This window comes from Acinetobacter sp. V110_1 (assembly GCF_031798975.1).
Lineage (GTDB): Bacteria > Pseudomonadota > Gammaproteobacteria > Pseudomonadales > Moraxellaceae > Acinetobacter > Acinetobacter nosocomialis_A.
Window position 1 is genome coordinate 85,006 of record NZ_JAVQNN010000012.1, and the last position, 21,765, is coordinate 106,770.

The 21,765-nt window shown below is 38.5% G+C and carries 17 protein-coding genes; 11 read left to right on the plus strand and 6 right to left on the minus strand.

Features of this window, described 5'->3' with window-relative positions:
- Positions 1-87: 87 nt before the first annotated feature.
- The 4 genes from RMA95_RS00900 to rpsB all read right to left on the minus strand — a co-directional run bounded on the left by RMA95_RS00900 (position 88) and on the right by rpsB (position 3,326).
- Positions 88-912: an AraC family transcriptional regulator gene (locus RMA95_RS00900; RefSeq protein WP_311069329.1), complete on the minus strand. Its 825-nt coding sequence runs from the start codon at positions 910-912 to the stop codon at positions 88-90.
- A 97-nt stretch (positions 913-1,009) separates the two neighbouring features.
- Positions 1,010-1,492, minus strand: a complete 483-nt coding sequence (locus tag RMA95_RS00905) for a DUF3465 domain-containing protein (RefSeq protein WP_311069330.1) — start codon at positions 1,490-1,492, stop codon at positions 1,010-1,012.
- A 66-nt stretch (positions 1,493-1,558) separates the two neighbouring features.
- Positions 1,559-2,434, minus strand: a complete 876-nt coding sequence (tsf, locus tag RMA95_RS00910; RefSeq protein WP_311069331.1) for a translation elongation factor Ts — start codon at positions 2,432-2,434, stop codon at positions 1,559-1,561.
- Between the two features lie 139 nt (positions 2,435-2,573).
- On the minus strand, positions 2,574-3,326 hold the full coding sequence (rpsB, locus tag RMA95_RS00915; protein WP_001982118.1) for a 30S ribosomal protein S2: 753 nt from the start codon (positions 3,324-3,326) through the stop codon (positions 2,574-2,576).
- A gap of 210 nt (positions 3,327-3,536) precedes the next feature.
- On the opposite strand from rpsB, the gene map reads away from it, so the two are divergent.
- The 4 genes from map (at position 3,537) to RMA95_RS00935 (ending at position 8,830) form a co-directional block, all read left to right on the plus strand.
- Positions 3,537-4,361 (plus strand): type I methionyl aminopeptidase, encoded by an 825-nt coding sequence (map, locus tag RMA95_RS00920; protein WP_309949298.1) that lies wholly within the window; start codon positions 3,537-3,539, stop codon positions 4,359-4,361.
- A gap of 206 nt (positions 4,362-4,567) precedes the next feature.
- Complete coding sequence (locus tag RMA95_RS00925; protein WP_311069332.1) at positions 4,568-5,686, plus strand: OmpW family outer membrane protein; 1,119 nt, start codon at positions 4,568-4,570, stop codon at positions 5,684-5,686.
- A gap of 412 nt (positions 5,687-6,098) precedes the next feature.
- Complete coding sequence (locus RMA95_RS00930; RefSeq protein WP_100290993.1) at positions 6,099-7,445, plus strand: MFS transporter; 1,347 nt, start codon at positions 6,099-6,101, stop codon at positions 7,443-7,445.
- Between the two features lie 170 nt (positions 7,446-7,615).
- Entirely contained in the window at positions 7,616-8,830 is a 1,215-nt protein-coding gene (locus RMA95_RS00935) for an MFS transporter (RefSeq protein WP_311069333.1), read from the plus strand.
- Positions 8,831-9,073: 243 nt separating this feature from the next.
- Here RMA95_RS00935 and sthA read toward each other — a convergent pair whose 3' ends face one another.
- Positions 9,074-10,486, minus strand: coding sequence for a Si-specific NAD(P)(+) transhydrogenase (gene sthA, locus RMA95_RS00940; protein WP_004700414.1), 1,413 nt, complete (start codon positions 10,484-10,486; stop codon positions 9,074-9,076).
- A 196-nt stretch (positions 10,487-10,682) separates the two neighbouring features.
- Here sthA and lipA point away from each other — a divergent pair, with 196 nt between their 5' ends.
- The 3 genes from lipA to RMA95_RS00955 all read left to right on the plus strand — a co-directional run bounded on the left by lipA (position 10,683) and on the right by RMA95_RS00955 (position 14,927).
- Entirely contained in the window at positions 10,683-11,696 is a 1,014-nt protein-coding gene (lipA, locus tag RMA95_RS00945; RefSeq protein WP_001289255.1) for a lipoyl synthase, read from the plus strand.
- 281 nt (positions 11,697-11,977) lie between these two features.
- The gene (locus RMA95_RS00950) at positions 11,978-14,443 is read left to right on the plus strand and encodes an acyl-CoA dehydrogenase (RefSeq protein ID WP_311069334.1); all 2,466 of its coding nucleotides are present in this window, start codon (positions 11,978-11,980) and stop codon (positions 14,441-14,443) included.
- 103 nt (positions 14,444-14,546) lie between these two features.
- Positions 14,547-14,927: a carboxymuconolactone decarboxylase family protein gene (locus RMA95_RS00955; protein WP_199997344.1), complete on the plus strand. Its 381-nt coding sequence runs from the start codon at positions 14,547-14,549 to the stop codon at positions 14,925-14,927.
- Between the two features lie 41 nt (positions 14,928-14,968).
- Here RMA95_RS00955 and RMA95_RS00960 read toward each other — a convergent pair whose 3' ends face one another.
- Positions 14,969-15,505, minus strand: a complete 537-nt coding sequence (locus RMA95_RS00960; RefSeq protein WP_311069335.1) for a cysteine peptidase family C39 domain-containing protein — start codon at positions 15,503-15,505, stop codon at positions 14,969-14,971.
- Positions 15,506-15,726: 221 nt separating this feature from the next.
- Here RMA95_RS00960 and ahcY point away from each other — a divergent pair, with 221 nt between their 5' ends.
- From ahcY to RMA95_RS00980, 4 genes are all read left to right on the plus strand, one after another.
- A complete protein-coding gene (gene ahcY / locus RMA95_RS00965; RefSeq protein ID WP_002052729.1) occupies positions 15,727-17,109 on the plus strand; it encodes an adenosylhomocysteinase in 1,383 nt (460 codons plus the stop codon).
- Between the two features lie 72 nt (positions 17,110-17,181).
- A complete protein-coding gene (gene metF / locus RMA95_RS00970; RefSeq protein ID WP_151761247.1) occupies positions 17,182-18,018 on the plus strand; it encodes a methylenetetrahydrofolate reductase [NAD(P)H] in 837 nt (278 codons plus the stop codon).
- A gap of 18 nt (positions 18,019-18,036) precedes the next feature.
- Positions 18,037-18,759, plus strand: a complete 723-nt coding sequence (locus tag RMA95_RS00975) for a 16S rRNA (uracil(1498)-N(3))-methyltransferase (protein ID WP_311069336.1) — start codon at positions 18,037-18,039, stop codon at positions 18,757-18,759.
- A 134-nt stretch (positions 18,760-18,893) separates the two neighbouring features.
- Positions 18,894-21,746 (plus strand): EAL domain-containing protein, encoded by a 2,853-nt coding sequence (locus RMA95_RS00980; protein WP_311069337.1) that lies wholly within the window; start codon positions 18,894-18,896, stop codon positions 21,744-21,746.
- Positions 21,747-21,765 lie beyond the last annotated feature (19 nt).

Here is a 21,765-nt window from a genome sequence, read left to right on the forward strand (position 1 = left end):
CATCTATAACATTAAATATTTATAGATTTTCTTCTATGCAGATTAGCTTCTCTTGAACAAAATTGTGTTTAGAAATGAAAATAAATTTTAGAGATTAAGGCTTGCTACATACTGGTTAGGTGTAACGCCCATCGCCTTTTTAAAGTGACGGTTAAAATGACTTTGATCAGAAAATCCGCATTGCTGTGCAACCATTACAATTTGAATACCCTGTTTTAATAGCTGCCTCGCCTTTTGCAAACGTGCCTGCACTAACCATGCATGAGGTGGTAAACCCACATGTTTTTTAAATTGCCTTAAAAAATGCCAAGCACTTAATCCGACCATGTCAGCCAGTTCCTGCAAAGAAAAATTCTTTTCAGGCATATCTGCCAACAAATCTTTAACCTTTAAGACTTTCGAATAAGCTTCTGGTAGCTCACAAAAGGTATGTCTCGACTTCCCATGACGCATCATCAAACATGCTAATGTTGATAAATACATGGTTTCTTTAAGCAGAAAATTATCTTTTTGTTCTAATAAATCAAATAATAAGCAAAGTTGTTGAGATAATCCCAAATCTTGAATAACTGCTTGAGGGAACCAAGGTGCACCATGAAAATTTTCAAAAAAATCCTGACTCACTTCAGCGAGCATTTCCGGTGTAGGGTAAATTGCCCGATAGCGCCAACCCGAATCGACAGCAGATGAACCTGTGTGGATTTCATCTGCGTTCACCAAAATAATGTCACCTTTAGGAGCAACATGTAGTTGACCAGTCCTAAAAAAAGACTGCGCACCTTCTTCAATCACACCAATACAATACCCTTCATGGGTATGCTTTGAAAATTGCGTTTGGTGATAATGTGCTTTTAATAGTTCTAAACCGCCCAACTCTCGCAAATGCAAGTAGTCAGCCTGTTCCTGGTGCATATATACATCTCATCTATTTATCTGAAAAAAACATAACATGTTTTAAAAAGATGCATAGAACAAAATTGCTGTTGGGCCGAAATGAATACCCCTTTTTCTATTGGTAAATACGTCCATTATGTTTCAACCAGCCATTCTCATGACGGTTTTGTGGATCATGATGCGTCCAATGCAATACACCACCTTTCTCGTTATATTCATATTCACCATTAAATTCGACTATATCCCCTTTATGCAAATCTTCAATTTTTGATGCTAAATCAATATTATGAGCCACTAAAATTGAAAGGCCATTTTTTAATACAAGAATAAATTTCTGATGTTTTGTCCCATCATTATCTTCTTTTAAAATTGCTTTTACTCGACCACTTCCCTGCACTTGAACATTACTTTGTCTGCGGTCATAGGCAGTTTTTATAGTATCTATCCCATCATTTGAAAACGTAGTTTCAGTATGCTGAGTTACAGGACTTGATGATGGCGATTGATTTTTTTTATGCCCAGATAAATCTAGACCGAAATATGCAGCAATCAATAAAACAATAATGCCGCCAATACTCAGATTTTTTTTATTTGTCATCTTTATATTCCGATTTCAATAGGGATAAAAAAAGCCCCATAGGGGCTTTTTTTATTGTGATACGAATTACTTCGCAGCAGCTTGAGCAGCAGCAACTTCTTCAGCGAAGCTCATTTCTGCTTTTTTCTCAATACCTTCACCAACTTCGAAACGTACGAAGTTAGCAACAGTTGTACCAGTCGCTTTTAATACGTCAGCAACTTTTTTGTCGTTGTCGATAACGTACATTTGACGATCAAGAGCAACTTCGTTTAAGTATTTCTCAACAGAACCAGTTACCATTTTCTCAACGATGTTCGCTGGCTTACCAGATTCTAACGCTTTCGCTTCAGCAATTTCTTTCTCTTTAGCGATAAGGTCAGCTGGAACAGCTTCAGCACTTACTGCTACTGGGTTGAATGCAGCAACGTGCATTGCAATACCTTTACCAGTCTCAGCATCACCTGTGTAAGAAACTACAACACCGATTTTTAAACCGTGTTTATAGATAGCCAAGTTTTCGCCTTCAACGATTTTCGCGCGACGAACCTGGATGTTTTCACCGATTTTTTGAACAAGCGCAATACGAGCTTCTTCAACTGATTGGCCATCAGCCAATTTTAATTCAGCGATTTTAGCAGCATCAGTTTCGCCAGCAGCTAAAGCAGCAGCAGCAACTGCGTGTGCAAAGTTAGAGAAGTTTTCGTCTTTAGCAACGAAGTCAGTTTGACAGTTTACTTCAACTAAGATCGCTTTATTACCGTCTTGAACGATAGTGATTGCACCGTCAGCAGCAATGTTGCCAGCTTTTTTAGCAGCTTTAGCTTGACCAGATTTACGAAGGTTATCAATAGCAAGTTCGATGTCACCGTTCGCTTCTGTTAATGCTTTTTTGCATTCCATCATTGCAAGACCAGTACGGTCACGTAATTCTTTTACCATGCTTGCAGTAATTGCAGTCATGTTGATCTCCTAAAATCGGTAGAAAATAAATCTGTTCAACAAAAACGGCCCAAAGAAACTCTGGGCCGTTTGCACTCTCGACGCTTAATTTGCCACCATTACATGTCGCAAAAATGACAAGCCTGCGTCAAAAAACGCATTAAGCCTCAGAAGCGTCTTTCGCAGCGTCATCGCCTTTTGCTTGAGCGTTCGCTTGAGATTGAGCGTATTCTTTACCAGCAAGAATTGCGTCAGCCATAGCTGAAGCATATAAAGTTACTGCACGGATCGCATCATCGTTACCAGGAATAACGTAATCAACGTTGTCTGGGTTAGAGTTTGTATCAACGATACCGATAACTGGAATACCTAAGTTCTTAGCTTCTTTAATTGCAATCGCTTCGTGATCAACGTCGATTACAAATAATGCGTCAGGTAAACCACCCATGTTTTTAACGCCGCCTAAAGAGCGCTCAAGTTTTTCCATCTCACGAGTACGTTCTAAAGCTTCACGTTTAGTAAGCTTAGCAAAAGTACCGTCTTGAGATTGAGTTTGAAGATCTTTTAAACGGTTGATAGATTGGCGAAGTGTTTTCCAGTTCGTCAACATACCACCTAACCAACGGTGGTCTACATATGGTTGACCAGCGCGTTGAGCTTGTTCACGGATGATGTTAGAAGCAGCACGTTTTGTACCAACGAACAAAACTTTGTTCTTTTTGCTTGCTAATTGGTTAGCGAAGTTCAAAGCATCATTTAACGCAGGAACAGTGTGCTCAAGGTTGATGATGTGAATTTTGTTGCGCGCGCCAAAAATGTATTGACGCATTTTTGGGTTCCAGAAACGAGTTTGGTGACCAAAGTGCGCACCTGCTTGAAGAAGGTCGCGCATGCTTACGTTGTAATCTGCCATTTTCTTTACCTTAAAAGTTGGGTTAGGCCTCCATATATCCGCATTCTCCACCTTTTTACGGGCACCCAGAGTAATGTGACGATATATGTGCGGATTTTTTACTCCATCTATCAATATTCTTCGTAAAAGATATTCACGAAAAGCATTTGATAAAATGGGCGGCTATTTATACCATATACACTTATAAATTACCAAAAGTTTTTAGAGATCATGAACAGTACTTATACAGCTCCACGTCGATTAATCAAAACTCCAGATGAAATTGAAAAAATGCGCATTGCAGGACGACTGGCGGCTGAAGTTCTAGAGATGATCAAGCCGTATATTAAGGCCGGTGTAAGCACACTCGAGCTTGATACGATTTGTCGTAATCATATTGAAAATGTACAGCATGCTATTCCGGCTTGCGTAGGTTACGGTGGTGCTCCAGGACGCCCTGCTTTTCAACACTCTATCTGTACTTCGGTTAACCATGTCGTATGTCATGGTATTCCATCTGAAAATAAAATCTTAAAAAACGGCGACATCCTTAATATTGATGTAACCGTAATTAAAGACGGCTATCACGGCGACACGAACATGATGTACATCGTGGGTGGTGAAACTTCTATTTTGGCAAACCGTTTATGTAAAGTTGCTCAAGAAGCAATGTATCGTGGAATGGCTACAGTTAGAGATGGTTCATATTTAGGTGACATTGGCCACGCAATCCAAAAATATGTTGAGTCAGAACGTTTTAGCGTAGTACGTGAATATTGCGGTCATGGTATTGGTACCGTTTTCCATGACGAACCTCAAGTACTGCATTATGGCCAAGCTGGCACTGGTATGCGCTTAGAAGCAGGTATGACCTTTACGATTGAGCCAATGGTCAATGCTGGTGTTTGGCAGACTAAATTGCTTGGTGACAAATGGACTGTTGTAACGAAAGACCATAAACTCTCAGCTCAATATGAACATACTATTTTGGTCACTCAAACAGGTATTGAAGTGTTAACCGCTCGTCCTGAAGAAGACCTTTCGCGCTTCAATTAATAATTTAATCAAATTTAATAAAAGGCTACTTTATGTAGCCTTTTATTCTTTATTTTGTACTTTTTATTAATAAATCTTTCCAAACATAAACAAATATTTCAAAAACATTACAATTATTAATTTTTATTACACAATCATTTTAATAAAACGCGTTATGGTGGGCTCAATAAAAATCAGTAAACAAATGTCCGGACATGGAGTCCTTTATGATGAAAAAGTCATTATTTTGTATGACAGCTGCCTTTTTTGCTCTGCCTACAGTCACTTTCGCTGCTTCACCATATTTTAGTTTAAAAGATGGTGATGGTTTCAAACGTTTTTCGGTCTCGGCTGGTTGGCTCCATGCTATGCCTCAAGGCTCAGGAAATCCTGTTAATATCAATACTAGCGTTGCAGAAGGTACAACATCTAAAGTTGGAGATGTATCTACAAAAGCCGTTTTAGATGCAATCGATCAAAGTAAAACTTCAGGAAAATTCTGGTATAGCACTATTAGCCTTCTTGATAAGTTTACAGACACTCTTCCCTCATCACTTGCAGGTACAGCAGAAGTTAATGGTCTTTCTCAATGGCAACAACAAGGTTCTGGCTTAGAAGCTTCTGATGTTGATACTGTTGGCCTTATGTTTAACTACAACTTTACGGACAATTTATCTTTAGAAATTAAAGGCGGTATTCCTCCTAAAGTAGATATTAATGGAAAAGGTAATATTTACGCTCCCCTTTCTGGAAAAGCGACTCCACTAAAAGATGGATCTTCAATTGGAGAAATCATAGGAGGTGGAATTTCCGGGGCGGGTGGAGATATTCCTTTAAAACAAGATATTCATATTACTGATCTTTCTCAAGGGGGTAAGGCTGCGACTGCACGTGCATGGTTACCAGCAGTTGAACTACACTATCAATTTGGTAAATCTGGGGTAAATAAATTCCGCCCATATGTAGGTGCTGGGGTCATGTATGCCTATTTTAATGATTTAAAAATGAATTCTGGTATTGAAGCCGATTTAATTCAAGCGGGACACATGATCCAGAATATCCATGATAATAAGGCAGGTGCAGCATTAGATCGCAAAACATCTTCAGCAAATCCTATTGTGAAACTAGAAGCGACTGATACTTTTGCACCTATTGTTACTATCGGGGCAACTTATGACTTTAACCCAAACTGGTTTGCTGTCGGTTCCGTTTCTTATTCAAAAATGAATAGTGAAGCAAAAATTTATGTTACTGACCAAAATACAGGTAAAGAGCTCATTAAAGCGAATACCAAAATTGATATTGATCCACTCATTACCTATGTAGGTTTAGGTTACCGCTTCTAATTTTTAAAAGAACCTAAGCTATAAAAGCTTTACTGAAGCTTTTATAGCTTTTTTATTAGGCAGATTAAGCCTGCTTCTTTTTAAACCAATATGCTAAAAAAATGAGCACTTTTTATGGAAGCTCTAGCAATATTTAGCTTCTATCATTCTTATTAGCATTTTTCGTTTCATACTTATTTTATGATTCATTTTCTTAACCTCTAACTAATTTAATAAAATTAAAAACTAAGGTTTTCCTTTTAGTAAAAATTATTTTTTGGCACGTCCTTTGCTTTATTTACAGCATGATGAATCAATGGCGATTCAATGGATAAACCAAGACGGCCAATGACGTCCGCTCTGATCGGTATGCAGATAGACAATTCATTTTGTCATGCAAATTAAAATTTCGTTCAGTTCAGGGGGACGGCGTATGTCTTCAAATATCAATCTAGATGCAAAAAAAGCAACTGAGATTAAATTATTTAGTTTCTCAACTCCAGCCATGCGTGCCTTTCACATGTCTTGGCTCGCGTTCTTTGTCTGCTTCTTCGCATGGTTTGCCTGTGCTCCATTAATGCCTGTTATTAAAGGCGAATTTGGCTTAACAAAAGATCAAATTGCCAATATTAATATTGCCGCCGTTGCGATTACGATTTTAGTACGACTCGCTGTTGGACCACTTTGTGATAAATATGGTCCACGAATTACCTATACAGCCCTACTCTTACTCGGCAGTATTCCCGTATTTGGTGTCGCTGCTGCCAACAGTTATGAATCTTTTCTATTCTTCCGTTTGCTGATTGGTGCAATTGGCGCAAGCTTTGTCATTACGCAATATCATACAAGTATTATGTTTGCACCTAACGTTGTAGGTACAGCAAATGCTGCAGCGGCTGGTTGGGGTAATGCTGGTGGGGGTGCAACTCAAGCTTTAATGCCTTTATTACTCGGTGCAATTGTCATGTTCGGTGTTGAGCAAACTATGGGCTGGCGTATTGCTCTTATCGTACCGGGTGTGATGATGGTGATTGTGGGAGTCCTTTACTGGAAGTTAACTCAAGATTGTCCTCAAGGTGATTTTAAAGAAGTTCGTGCACAAGGCATTGATGTTGGCAGCGGCAAAAAAGGCGGTATGGCAATTTTAATGCAGGCTGCACGTAACTACCGTGTCTGGATTTTATTTCTGGCTTATGGTGCATGCTTTGGTATCGAAATTTTTATTCATAACGTAGCAGCCATGTACTATGTTGATCAATTCAAAATGGATTTAAAAACTGCGGGTTTAACAGCAGGAATATTTGGTCTTCTTGCATTATTTGCACGTGCACTAGGGGGCATTATTTCCGATAAAGTCGCACTTACTAAAGGACTAGATGGACGCACGAAAGTACTTGTACTCATGATTTTAGGCGAAGGTTTATTCTTAGTCCTTTTCTCTCAAATGAATGGTGTCGCTCTCGCTATTCTTTCAATGACTATTTTTGCACTATTTACACACATGGCCTGCGGTGCAACATATGCTCTTGTGCCATTCATTGACCGTAATGCATTAGGCGGTGTAGCAGGAATTATTGGTGCGGGTGGTAATGCAGGTGCAGTTGCAGCTGGCTTTTTATTAAAAGGTGTACTTGATATTCAAACTTGCTTATTTATTTTAGGTGGACTGGTTATGGTTGCGGGTTGTAGCGTGATTTTGATTCGCTTCACAACCGAACATAAAGAAAAAGAACAAGTCCTTTTTGAACAAGCGCTTCTTGAGCGTAATTCTGCAACTTAATTTTTTATAATCAGCAGAAATCAAAATGATTTCTGCTGATTTGCTTTTGTTATAAAGAGACTAGCGTTGTTACCTTTTAATTTTTCTTAAATATTCCCACCATCTACATCGATATCTTTCGATGCATCTTCTACAATAACTCATCACTTTCCTATAATTTTCCAATCACAATGACTAAAACAGGCAATCAGTTCTCACAGCCACTTATATACATGTTAATTGGTAGCGCTCTTATCTTGGCTCTTTCATTAGGTGTTCGTCATGGTTTCGGCCTTTATTTAGTTCCAATGAGTCATGATTTTGGTTGGGGGCAGCATGTTTTTAGTCTTGCAATCGCGATGCAAAATTTAATATGGGGAGCCGTTCAACCTTTTACAGGTGCAATTGCAGATAAATATGGCAGTAAAATTGTGGTTGCTGTTGGTGGGCTGCTTTATACCCTTGGCCTACTGTTAATGGCCTTTAGTTCAAGTGTACTCATTTTGAATTTAAGCTTAGGTCTTATTATTGGTTTAGCTTTATCAGCAACCTCTTTTACGGTTTTACTGAGTGCAGTAGGCCGAGCCGCTCCTCCAGAAAAAAGAAGTATGGCAATGGGCATTGCCAGTGCGGCAGGCTCTTTCGGTCAGTTTATTATGCTGCCATCTACACTCCTCTTACTTAAAACAGTAGGATGGTCCGCAGCTTTAATGGTGAGTGCTCTCCTTATTGCTCTAATTATTCCTCTTGCATTGATGCTTAAAGCTCCAACTTATCAACCACCTAAGGCAATCATTCAAACTCAACTCACATTTAAACAAGTACTTAACATTGCCAGAAAACACAAACCTTTTTGGTGGTTAGCTTTAGGTTTTTTAGTATGTGGATTTCAGGTTGTTTTCTTAGGTGTTCACTTGCCAGGCTATTTAATCGACCACGGCTTTGACGCAGCTACAGGAACTGTGTTTCTGGCACTAGTTGGACTATTTAATATTGTGGGGACTTATGGTGCTGGTTGGTTAGGAGATCGCTTCTCAAAACCTAAATTATTAATGGCACTTTACGGCAGCCGTGGCATCGCAATCATTGCCTTTCTATTATTACCTTTAAGCACTTATACGGTATATGCTTTTGGCATCATTATGGGGCTACTATGGCTCTCTACTGTTCCACTTACCAATGGTATTGTCGCGAATATGTTTGGTGTTAAATATCTTTCAATGTTAAGCGGTATTGTATTTTTCACCCATCAAGTTGGTTCTTTCTTTGGCGGGTGGCTTGGCGGCGTTAACCATGACTTAACAGGGAATTACAATGCGATTTGGCTATGTTCAATAGCTTTGAGTATATTAGGGGTAATTGTACATTTTTTTGTAAATGAGGAGGCTGTTATTCATGACGCATAATGCCTTACTTTTGAAAACAATTATGACTTTCTTCATTGTAGCTCTTCTGGTTCTTTCTATCGTTTTATGGAAACAGACGCCTGACTTATTTGAATATTTTAATCAAGCATTTTGTGCACACTAGAAAGATAAGACGCTAAAATCGCTCTATACATTGTCATAAAAATATAAAAATCGTATGGTCTAATGAAAATAAAAAAGCCCGCAAGTTTGCGGGCTTTTTTATGAAAAACTTATTTAAAATCAAAACAAGCGATTCATACCATTAAGTGCAGCTACACGATATGCTTCAGCCATGGTTGGATAGTTAAACGTTGTTTCAACAAAATATTTCAAAGTATTATTTGGGCTGTGCATAACTGCTTGCCCAATGTGGATAATTTCGGCAGCGTTATTACCAAAACAGTGAATACCTAAAATTTCTAAAGTGTCGCGGTGGAAAAGAATCTTCAATTCACCAACTGTATCACCCGTAATTTGTGCACGAGCCAAATGACGGAAAGATGCTTGACCTACTTCATACGGAATTTTCTCTTCCGTTAATTCCTGTTCATTTTTACCAATTGATGAGATTTCCGGAATGGTGTAAATACCCGTTGGGATATCACGTACTGGCTTCGCATCTTCACCACTCATGTTTGCGCCAGCACAGCGCCCTTGGTCATAAGCAGCAGAAGCAAGAGATGGCCAACCAATCACGTCACCAGCAGCATAGATGTTTTCAACTTCAGTTTGATATTGATCATTTACTGAAAGTTGACCACGGTTATTTGGTACTAACCCAACGTTCTCAAGACCTAAGCCTTCTGTGTTACCTGAACGGCCGTTACACCAAAGAATGGCATCAGCTTTAATCTTTTTACCACTTTGTAAGTGTAAAACAACATGGTCATCAAACGTTTCAAGATGGTCCATTTGTTCGTTGTGACGAATTAACACACCCTGTTCACGTAAGTGATAAGACAAAGCATCAGCAATTTCATCATCTAAATAGCTTAAGAGTTTTTGCTGAGTATTAATCAAGTCAACTTTATGATCTAAACCAATAAAGATCGAAGCATATTCACAGCCAATAACGCCTGCGCCGTAAATAATGATTTTTTGAATTGAGTAATCAAGATCAAGAATTTTGTCTGAATCAAATACACGTGGATGGTCAAAGTCGAGACCTTGTGGATGATAAGGACGACTACCTGTCGCAATCACGATTTGCTTACAGATGATTGTTTCTTTAATGCCTTCATGGCTAAAAACTAAAACTGTATTTTTATCTTGAATATATGCACGGCCATGAAATACGCCGATTTTGTTGCGGTCATAAAAGCGTGTATGTGTATCAACCTGTTGTTGAATCACTTTGTGTGCATTACGCAAAACCTGTTTCATGGTGAACTGTTTCCATTCACCTACTTTTTGAAACATTGGATCACGTTGATAACGAATAATACTAGAAACTGTTTGACGCAATGCTTTACTTGGAATCGTTCCTACGTGAGCACAGTTACCACCGAGTTGATCACGTACATCTACAATTGCAACACGCTTACCCGCTTTTGCAAGCTTCATTGCCGCGCCTTCACCTGCAGGTCCAGAACCGAGAACTACCGCATCGTACTTAACGAAATTCCCACTAACGACCTCTTTTTTACGTGGCATTGAAAGCTCCTTCCTCTCTTGAATGACCATATTTTATAATAGATTATGACTAATATGCGGTGAATTTATGTATTTCTCAACCCTATATTTCTGAATAACCACATTTATTATATGAATAGTTATTTTCCGCTATTAACCAAAGAACTCCGCTATAATACAATGTCAATGTCTCTATAAACGAGTGGAAAAGTTAAATATGTCAGAACACCGTAAACCTGAACAGGGTGTAAAACTTCGTGGCGCAGAAAAAGTCGCAAGAATTCCTGTAAAAGTTGTACCTACGGTTGAAGTGCCGCGTAAACCTGACTGGATTCGTGTCAAGATGACGGCACCAGAAGAAGTTCAGCGTATTAAAACCACTTTACGTGCTCAAAAACTCCATACCGTTTGTGAAGAAGCAGCTTGCCCTAACCTACCAGAATGTTTTGGTGGTGGTACAGCAACATTTATGATTATGGGTGATATCTGTACACGTCGTTGCCCATTCTGTGATGTAGCACATGGTCGTCCAAATGCGTTAGACCCTGATGAACCTCGTCACATGGCAGAGACCATTGCCAATCTTAAACTCAAATATGCAGTAATTACCTCGGTTGACCGTGACGACCTGCTTGACGGCGGTGCACAACATTTTGTGGATTGTATTAAAGAAGCTCGTGCGCTTAGTCCAAATACATTACTCGAAATTTTAGTGCCAGACTTCCGTGGACGTATGGATATTGCTTTACGCATTATGACTGAATGTCCACCAGATGTTTTCAACCACAATATTGAGACTGTACCTCGTCTATATAAAGCGATGCGTCCAGGTTCAGATTACCAACATTCTTTAAACTTATTGAAAATGTTTAAAGAATACTGTCCTGACATCCCAACAAAATGTGGTTTGATGGTAGGTATTGGTGAGACTGAAGAAGAAGTGATTGCATTACTTGATGACTTACGTGCTCACGATGTCGACTATGTGACTATTGGTCAATACTTGCAACCTTCTAAACAACACGCGCCAATTGACCGCTTTGTAACACCAGAAGAGTTTGAACGTTATGCAGAGCATGGCCGTAAACTTGGCTTTAGAAATATCTGGTCTGCGCCAATGGTTCGTTCAAGTTACTTTGCTGATCGTCAATATCACGGTGAGCCAGTTCCAGAAGTTCGTCGTAAAGTAGATCCTGCTAAAAAAATCGCGGTTCAGGTCGTCGAAGCCTAATAAATTGAATATCTCTAAAAGCCCTCTAAACTAGAGGGCTTTTTATTTGTATAAGAAAATCAATAACATTTCTTGACAAATCGATAAAACAAGCCATTACACATTCATTTAAAAATATCTTATATCTAAAAGCACGATATATCCCTGCTCTAGCATATACATCAATTGCGACATAAAAAATTAAATTTAAACAGCATTAAAAAATTAGCTAGTTAAGCCTTAAATCTCTCCTCGCTTTTTTGTAACTTCCAACTTGAGGGCTTATCTAGCAAGGAGCAAGTATGATTTTCCTACTCTTTGTTTTAAGTATTGTGATTCAGCTCGCTGCAATATGGGCAATTTTCTTTTTTAACCTAAACAGAGTCATTGGCAGCATTCTTATGATTGCGGTAGCTATACTTACCGCAATCATTTTAACGCCATGGTCACTGCTTTTAGGGATTCCTCTTATTGCTCTTAGTATTATTATTTTGTTTAAGCCTTTACGGTTTAGCTTAATTACAAAACCTGCTTATAAAACTCTGGCAAATTCAATGCCAAGCATCAGTACAACCGAACAAGAAGCATTGGAAGCAGGAACAAGCTGGTGGGAAAAAGAATTATTTATGGGTGCACCAGATTGGTCGCAATTTGAAAAGTATCCTTATCCTACACTTTCATCAGAAGAACAAAGTTTTATTGATAATGAAGTTGAAGTGCTATGCAGCATGCTAAATGAATGGGAAATTCACCATCACTTAAAAGACCTTCCACCTGAAGTTTGGCAGTTCATTAAAGATAAAGGTTTCTTAGGCCTGATTATCCCCAAGTCCTTTGGTGGTAAAGAATTTAGCTCATTTGCTCAAAGCCGTATTATGAGCAAAATTGCGTCACGCTCATTAACTGCAGCAGTAAGTTGTATGGTTCCGAACTCTTTAGGACCTGGTGAGTTACTCATGCACTACGGTACTGATGCGCAAAAGCAGCAATATTTACCGGGCCTTGCTAAAGGTGAAGAAATTCCATGTTTTGGTTTAACCAGTCCTGAAGCAGGTTCAGATGCAGGTGCAATTCCAGATTCAGGTGTAGTCTGCTATGGCGAATATGAAGGAGCTCAAGTTCTTGGACTCCGCATGAATTTCTCTAAACGCTGGATTACGCTTGCTCCAATTGCCACAGTAGTTGGCCTAGCATTTAAGCTTTATGACCCTGAAGGTCTGCTCGGCGATAAAAATAAAACCGAATACGGTATTACCTGTGCCCTCATTCCTGCAAGCCATTCAGGTGTAAAAATAGGAGCACGCCATTATCCCGGCTCTCCATTTATGAATGGAACAGTTGAAGGTGAAGATGTTTTCATTCCTATCGACTGGATTATTGGCGGGCAAGAAAATGCTGGTAAAGGCTGGCGTATGCTCATGGAGTGTTTAGGTGTTGGGCGTGGTATTTCACTTCCAGCATTAGCTACAGCCGCAGGCGAAATGAGCTATTTAACTGTAGGGGCTTTTGCGAGAATTCGTCAACAGTTCAATATTTCTGTTGGTAAATTTGAAGGTGTGCAAGAAGCAAGTAGTGAAATTGCCAGTGATGCCTATATGCTTGAAGCATTTCGTTATTTAGTCACATGTGGCCTAAATCAAGGCGGAACTCCTGCCGTGATGACCGCCATGGCAAAATACTATGCAACTGAAACCATGCGCAAAGTGATTAATCACGGCATGGATATTGCCGGTGGACGTGGTATTCAGCTTGGACCTCGTAACTTCCTTGCACTCACCTATCAAGCCATCCCGATTGCAATTACCGTCGAAGGTGCAAACATTTTAACCCGCTCACTCATGATTTTTGGTCAGGGTTCAATGCGCTGTCACCCTTATCTTTTTGAAGAGCTACAATTACTTCAGTCTGAAGACAAAGCCAATGCAGTTCAAAAATTCGATGATCTGTTATTTAAACACTTAGCCTATACCTTTAATCGCGGTGCAAAATCATTTGCTTATGGCTGGACAGGTGGCTCAAGCGATGCACCTCAATCCTCAGATCAGTTCACTGCAAGTTACTATAAAACGATTAACCGTTTTAGTGCTAACTTCGCGCTTGTGTCTGATATGTCACTAGGTTTACTTGCAGGCGATTTAAAACGCAAAGAAATGCTATCAGGACGTTTAGCTGATATTCATGCACATTTGTTTATTGCCACTGCAATTTTAAAGTTTTATGAGGCTGGACAAAAAACTGAAGCTGAACAATTGCACGCAAAACTAGCACTACAAAAAGCGTTCTTAAATATTCAGGAAGCATTTTGGGGGCTATTTGACAACTTCCCAGCCAAGCTTCCAGCAGCATTTGTAAAATGGATATGTTTCCCGCTAGGTCGTGTGATTGCAAAACCTGATGATGAGTTAAAACAGCAAGTTGCTGAACTCATGATGGAAGAACATCCGTTTAGAGAGCAACTCAAACGCTATGTGTACTATTCAACTGAACCTAATGATGTCACTGGCCGTCTAGAGCATACATTCCAGATTTTAAGAACCATTGAACCGCTTTGGGATAAGTTTAAGAAAGCTGAATCCAAAGGCAAGTTTACAGGTCTTACATTTGAAGAGAACATTGCACAAGCGATAAAAGAAGGCTTTATTTCTGAAAGTGAAGCTCAACAATTATTGCAGTACAACGCAATTCGATTTGACAGCATGCTTACCGATGTTTTTGATGAAAAACTCGATAAGGATCTACCTTTGTCAAACCCTCATCAAATAGTGTGACTGGTGCCTCCACCAATTCACTATTGCAATCATTTTTGATTCGCATTAATTAATAAACAGCCATAAAAGCGTCACTCGACGCTTTTATTTTTAGGAGAAATTAATGTCTAAGCAAGATTACGAAAATGGATTAAAAGTACGCACAGAAGTGATGGGAGAAGCTTTTGTAAAACGTGCCCAAGAAAATACCGTACCCTTTACTCAGCCTTTACAAGACTGGATTAACGAACATGCATGGGGATCGACTTGGCAACGTGAAGGTGTACTTCCACGTAAATATCGCTCATTAATTACTTTGGCTATGCTAACCGCACTTAAATCGCCAACTGAACTTAAAGGCCATATTCGTGGTGCACTCAACAATGGTTGTACAGTCGAAGAGATTCAAGAAACTTTATTACACAGTCTGCCATATTGCGGCGCTCCCGCTACTCAAGAAGCTTTTCGTGCTGCTTTAGAAGTGATTCAAGAATATCAACAATAATAAATTCAATCTGAGCCAGAACTCTACTGGCTCACTTTGACCTAATTTAATGTAGTTGAATAAATATTTAAATTACGATCACCAATTATAATAGCCTGACGACAAATTCCTTCTGCTTTACGCTGGTTCTCAAAAACTGCAGCTGACATTGGTTCGAAACTATCAAAAAAGCAAATTTCTTTTGGATCTATAGAATAAACAAGAGACTGATTACCGACCCCATCCAAAGTGTCATAGTACACGATTACCATTTGCCCATTTTGAATTGCGACTTGAATATCTTGATAGCTCAGTGCTGGTCCCGTTGGTATTTTTAATACCTTTGCTTCTTTATAACTCATGCGTTCACTAGGGCTAATGTTAGGGTCTTTATCTGAGTGAAATGAAACATCAAAACCAAACTTTTTTAAAGCAACAGCTAAAGCAATGGTATAGGTACCATCTTGCTCATATCGGCAAACTTTAATCAATTCAGCAATATCAACTTGAACCCCATAATGCTTTAGCACCATCCAAACTGCAAAAACACCACTGTTTGCCTCGAGGTTTGCCAAAGATTCGGGAATATTTAAGGCCATAATTTAAATCTAAAGTCGTAATTAAGCAGATAATAAACAAAACTGGATTGGCACTAAAAGCTTTTCCAAGTACAATGTTTGGCTAGTCGAGGGATGCTGCGACAAATGATCGGCACTAAAGATCATTTTGCCAGGCTCGACGATCGGTTAAACAATCGTTTTAACCAACAACGGCATCCGCGAACAGAATGATCAATACTATTTTTTCCTAGGAGATCCTGATGAACGCGGTTAATGCTTCATTTACAGATTACAAAGTTGCTGACATCTCACTTGCTGACTACGGTCGTAAAGAAATCAAACTTGCTGAAGCAGAAATGCCAGCTTTGATTGGCTTACGTAAACGCTATGCAGCATCTAAACCACTTGCTGGCGCAAAAATTCTTGGTTGTATTCACATGACCATTCAAACAGCGGTTCTAATTGAAACGCTTGTTGAATTAGGTGCTGAAGTTCGTTGGACATCTTGTAACATTTTCTCAACTCAAGACCACGCTGCTGCTGCAATTGCTGCTCGCGGTATTCCAGTTTTTGCTTGGAAAGGTGAAACTGAAGAAGAATATGTATGGTGCTTAGAGCAACAAATCAATGTAAATGGTCAACCTTGGGATGCCAACATGATTTTGGACGATGGTGGTGACTTAACTGCTCTTGTTCATGAAAAATACCCTGCTCTTTTAGAACGTATTCACGGTATTACCGAAGAAACAACAACAGGTGTTCAACGTCTTATCGAAATGTGGAAAGACGGTTCTTTGAAAGTACCTGCAATTAACGTAAATGACTCAGTTACTAAGTCTAAAAACGACAACAAATATGGCTGCCGTCACTCATTAAATGACGCAATCAAACGTGCTACAGATATGTTGTTATCTGGCCGCCGTGCGCTTGTGATCGGTTACGGTGACGTAGGTAAAGGTTCTGCTCAATCTTTACGTCAAGAAGGCATGATTGTTCGTGTAACAGAAGTTGACCCAATTTGTGCAATGCAAGCATGTATGGACGGCTATGAAGTTGTATCTCCATACAAAAACGGCGTACAAACAGGTAAAAAAGAAGATATTAACCATGACCTTCTTGGCAACACTGACCTTGTTGTAACAACAACTGGTAACTACCACGTGTGTGATGCAGCAATGTTAGACAGCTTAAAAGCTGGTGCAGTTGTATGTAACATCGGTCACTTCGATACAGAAATCGACACAGCTTATTTACGTGGTTACAAGTGGGTTGAAGTTAAGCCACAAGTTCACCAAGTTTATCGTTCAGAAGACGAAAACAACTACCTTATCCTTCTTTCTGAAGGTCGCCTTGTAAACCTAGGTAATGCAACTGGTCACCCATCACGTGTAATGGATGGTTCTTTTGCTAACCAAGTTTTAGGCCAAATTCACTTATTCCAAGAGAAATTTGCTGACCTTCCTGCAAGTGAAAAAGCTGCAAAAATTCGTGTAGAAGTTCTTCCTAAGAAACTTGATGAAGAAGTTGCTGCGGCAATGGTTGCAGGTTTCGGTGGTGTACTTACTCAGTTAACTCAAGAGCAAGCAGATTACTTAGGTGTTGCTGTTGAGGGACCATTCAAGTCTGACGCATACAAATACTAAGAATTTAAGGGCAGACGGTGAACCGACTGCCCTTTTTTCTAAATAATGTTTCGCTGTTTACAAGGATTTGACATGACTAAACGTACACCTATTTCTTTTGAGTTTTTCCCGCCAAAAACTGATGCTGGTGCTGAAAAACTTCGTATTGTTCACCAAGAATTACAGCTATTAAATCCTGAGTTTTTCTCAATTACTTATGGCGCTGGTGGTTCTACTCGTGAGCGTACGCTTGCTGCCATTGATGATTTCAACGGTAAAGGCACGCCTGTTGCCCCTCACCTCTCTTGTATTGGCGATGATAAAGCGCGTATTGCTGAACTACTCGATTTGTACAAGGCACAAGGTATTGACCGTATTGTCGCTTTACGTGGTGACTTACCATCTGGTCAGGTTGGACTTGGCGAGCTTCCTTATGCTCAAGATTTAGTACGTTTTATTCGTGAGCACTCAGGTGATCATTTTCATATTGAAGTTGCAGCTTATCCAGAAATGCATCCTCAAGCTGAAAGCCTTGATTCAGATATTCAACGTTTTATTGAAAAAGTACAAGCTGGCGCTAATGCAGGAATTACCCAATTCTTTTTTAATCCAGATTCGTACTTTTACTTTATAGAGCGCTTGGAGAGTGCAGGAATTAACATTCCGGTAGCTCCTGGTATCATGCCAATTACCAATGCAAGTAACTTAATTCGCTTTGCAGATGGTACTGGTGCTGAAATTCCTCGTTGGATTCGTAAGCAATTACAAGCCTACGGCGATGACAGTGAAAGTATTAAAGCTTTCGGTCATGAAGTTGTTGTTAAGCTATGCGAGCGCCTGATTGCAGGTGGTGCACCAAGCTTACACTTCTATTCAATGAATCAAGTCGAACCAACCCGTCAACTTGTTGTTGATCTTGGTTTAAATTAATTTTGTAAGGCGTACCCAATGAATCGTTTTTTTATCGAAACTGAACTTACAGTTGGCTCAACAATTCAACTGACTGAATCGGTATTTCATCATTGGGTGCGTGTTTTACGCGCACAACTACAAGAACAAGCGACTCTATTTAATGGACAAGGTGGCGAATATCTCGCAACTCTGACCGAAATTAATAAAAAAAATGCATTTGTCACCATTGAGAATTTTAATCCTGCAAACCGTAATGCCCCTTTTAAAGCTGTTCTTGGTCAGGTCATGAGTAAAGGTGACCGAATGGATTACGCCATTCAGAAAGCCACCGAACTTGGCGTAAGCAAAATTCAGCTTTTAACCAGTGAACGTTGTGAAATGCGTTTAAAATATGACAGAGATCAAAAAAAATTAGAGCACTGGCAAGCCGTTGCAATTGCAGCATGCGAACAATGTGGGCTTAACTTAGTCCCAGAAGTTTTAGCGCCAGTTTCTCTTCATGAATGGTTAAGTTCTTCTGATCTTCCTGCATCTAAATTTGTTTTAGCTCCGGAAAAAGAACAAAAAGATGTATTGGCAGGGATCCAACCCGAACTTGCTCTCTTAATTGGTCCAGAGGGTGGTTTAAGTGAAAATGAAATTACGCAAGCCAATCAAGCAGGTTTCATGAACTGGTGCATTGGAGACCGTGTATTACGCACTGAAACTGCCCCAGTTGTTGCATTATCTATTTTAAATTATCGGTTTTTATCCATATAAACTAATTGAACATTGATTAAATCAACAATTAAAGTTAACTTACTTTTACTGTATGAATATTAATTTAAATTTTTTTCCACTGATAAATCAGATTCTTTCTGTATAAATGTAAAAAAATAGGATAGAAAAATCTTATGTCTGGCCTTCAGGAAGAATATTTACAGCATCAAACCAAAATTGAACAGCTCCGGCTCTCAATTCAATATATTCGCTGGTATCTGATTAGCTTAATATTACTTTGTCTGATTTCAGCCATTATTTTCTCTTGTTACTTTACTTCTTACATTACAAAATTTATTTGGTCAATTGGCTTTACTGTTTTAACTTTTACTTGTCTATTATTTATTCCAAAACTTTTAACCCAGTATCGTGATATTAATTTTATTAAGAAAACTGATTTAACGCTGCAAGGTATTTGTTTGCTCTCTGGAATTTTAATGGGAATAAATATAATTGTTCTTCATTTTTCACTTCCAGCTACATTAATATCCGTCTCTGATGTTCATATCCTCATTGCCCTATTTATTACCTCAGCACACATTATTGGCCTGACTTTTCTGACTCAGCAGCCCAGATATTTTTATTTGCTGTTTATTCCAAGTACAGTTCCACTCATTATTAGTCAATTTACTCATTCTCAAATCACGCAACTTCCTTTTTACTTTGCTTATAACTTAGCCTTTGTTGCAACTTTGCTTTGTGCTTATGCAACTCAACGTAACTATCAAAAAATCTCTCAACTACTATTTAAAAATAAACAACTCGTACAAGTCGCAGAACAGCATACACAATGGGCTGAAGAATTATGCGTACAGCTTCAGCAAGAAGTAAATAAATCCAAAGATATTGAGGCACAGCTTCAATTTAATAATCATTTACTCGAACAAAAAGTACGTGAAAGAACATACGACTTAACTAAAATGAATGAGAGGCTTGAAAGCAATCATCATAATTTAGCATTTGCCCATGAAACCGCAGGTATTCGACCGTGGGACTGGGATATTGAAAAACAAAAACTAGAAATCACTTTCTTTGATCAGCAAAAACAAACGCAAAATACGTCTTTACATCTCAAGACCATATTAGAGCGTATACATCCTAATGACCGACAATTATTTGATGAGCGTTTAAAAGAGCACTTGGAAGGAAAATCTGATCATTTCAATATCACTTTCCGTATTTTACGTCGTAATGGCTCTTGGCGTTGGATTCATGATGTAGGCCGTGTCATTAGCCGTGATCCGAAGACCAATAAAGCTTTACGTATGGTCGGAATGACCAGAGATATCCATCAGGAAAAAAAAGATCAAGAGCATCTAAGACTCTGCGCTATTGTGCTTGAACAAGCTGCTGAAGGAATTTTTATTCTAGATGAAAAACTTAATTATATTGATGTTAACCCCTATTATGAAAAATTAACTGGTTTTTCAAAGTCTGAATTATTAAATCAGCAGCTATTTAACATCGCAATAAATCAGAAATTACAGCAACAACAGTTTCATGACTCAATTACTCAACAACTTCTAAAAACTGGCGAATATATGGGCCAATTTGATGAAAAGTTTGCATCGGGTAAGAGTGTTTATTTATGGCTTCATATTAATGCAGTGAAAGATGAACACAGCCAAGTTATTAATTATATTGGTTTTGCACGTGATTTAACTGAGCAAAAGCGCCAAGAGCAACATTTATCTTATTTAAAAAATTATGATAGTTTAACTCACCTTCCTAACCGTTTTTATTATTACAATCAATTACATCAGTATTTAGTCAATCCCTCTTATAGTTTTAAAAATTTGGCATTAATACGCATTAATATTGATAGATTTAGAGCATTTAATGAATTTCTAAATAATGATAGTGGTGATGAACTGCTAAAACAATTTGCACAGCGTCTACGACTTACCAATATTAATGCCATTTTAGTTGCTTATTTAAATGGGGATGATTTTGCAATCATTTATGAAATATCACCGATTCATCCAAATATTGAGCAATATTGCCAAAATATATTACAAGCATTAAATGCCCCTTTTTATATTGATCAGCAAGAATATTTTATTACAGCCTCTATTGGAGTTGCTTGTTTTCCTGAGCACGGCAGACAAATTGATCATCTCAACAACCATGCAGAACAAGCATTGTCCGAAGCAAAACGTTTGGGCGGCAATACTATTAGTTACTATTGTAATAAAACAACGAATCCCTATAAGACAGCAGATTTAGAACAAGAGCTACGTAAAGCCATTCAAAATGATGAATTTGTGGTTTATTACCAACCAAAAATTAATTTAAATGATAAATCGGTTAAAGGTTTTGAAGCTTTAATTCGCTGGCAGCATCCTGAAAAAGGACTAGTTATGCCAAATATGTTCATTCCTTTTGCCGAGCGTAGTAGTCTTATTTCCGATATTGGCAAAGTTGTTTTAGATAAAGTCGGCAAACAATTACAAGAATGGAAAAATGCAGGTTATACAGATATTCAAGTCTCTGTAAATATTGTGGCTCAACAAATTCATCGAGGATTATTGCTTAACGATTTAGATGAATTTTTAGAGAAGTATCAATTAGATGGCTCAAATATAGAACTAGAAATTACTGAATCAGCTTTATTGGACAATACCGATAATGTGAAGAAACTATTGCACTCAATTAAAGAGCGCAACATTTCGATCGCACTTGATGATTTTGGTACTGGCTATTCATCTTTAGCTTATCTAACCGAATACCCAATTGATGTTTTGAAAATTGATCGAGCCTTTATTTCGAAAATCGGTGATCAAAAACAAGAAGCTATTGTCAATGCCATGATTGCAATGGGCAAAAGTATGGGGCTTAAACTGGTTGCTGAAGGTGTTGAAACTAAAGAGCAAGTTATTTATCTACAAAAACAACAATGTGATTTTTTACAAGGCTATTTCTTTAGTCGCCCGCTTCATCCAAATCAGATTATTCAATATCTACAATCAAATACGTATATTTCATAATTGTTTTAACAGTCTATTT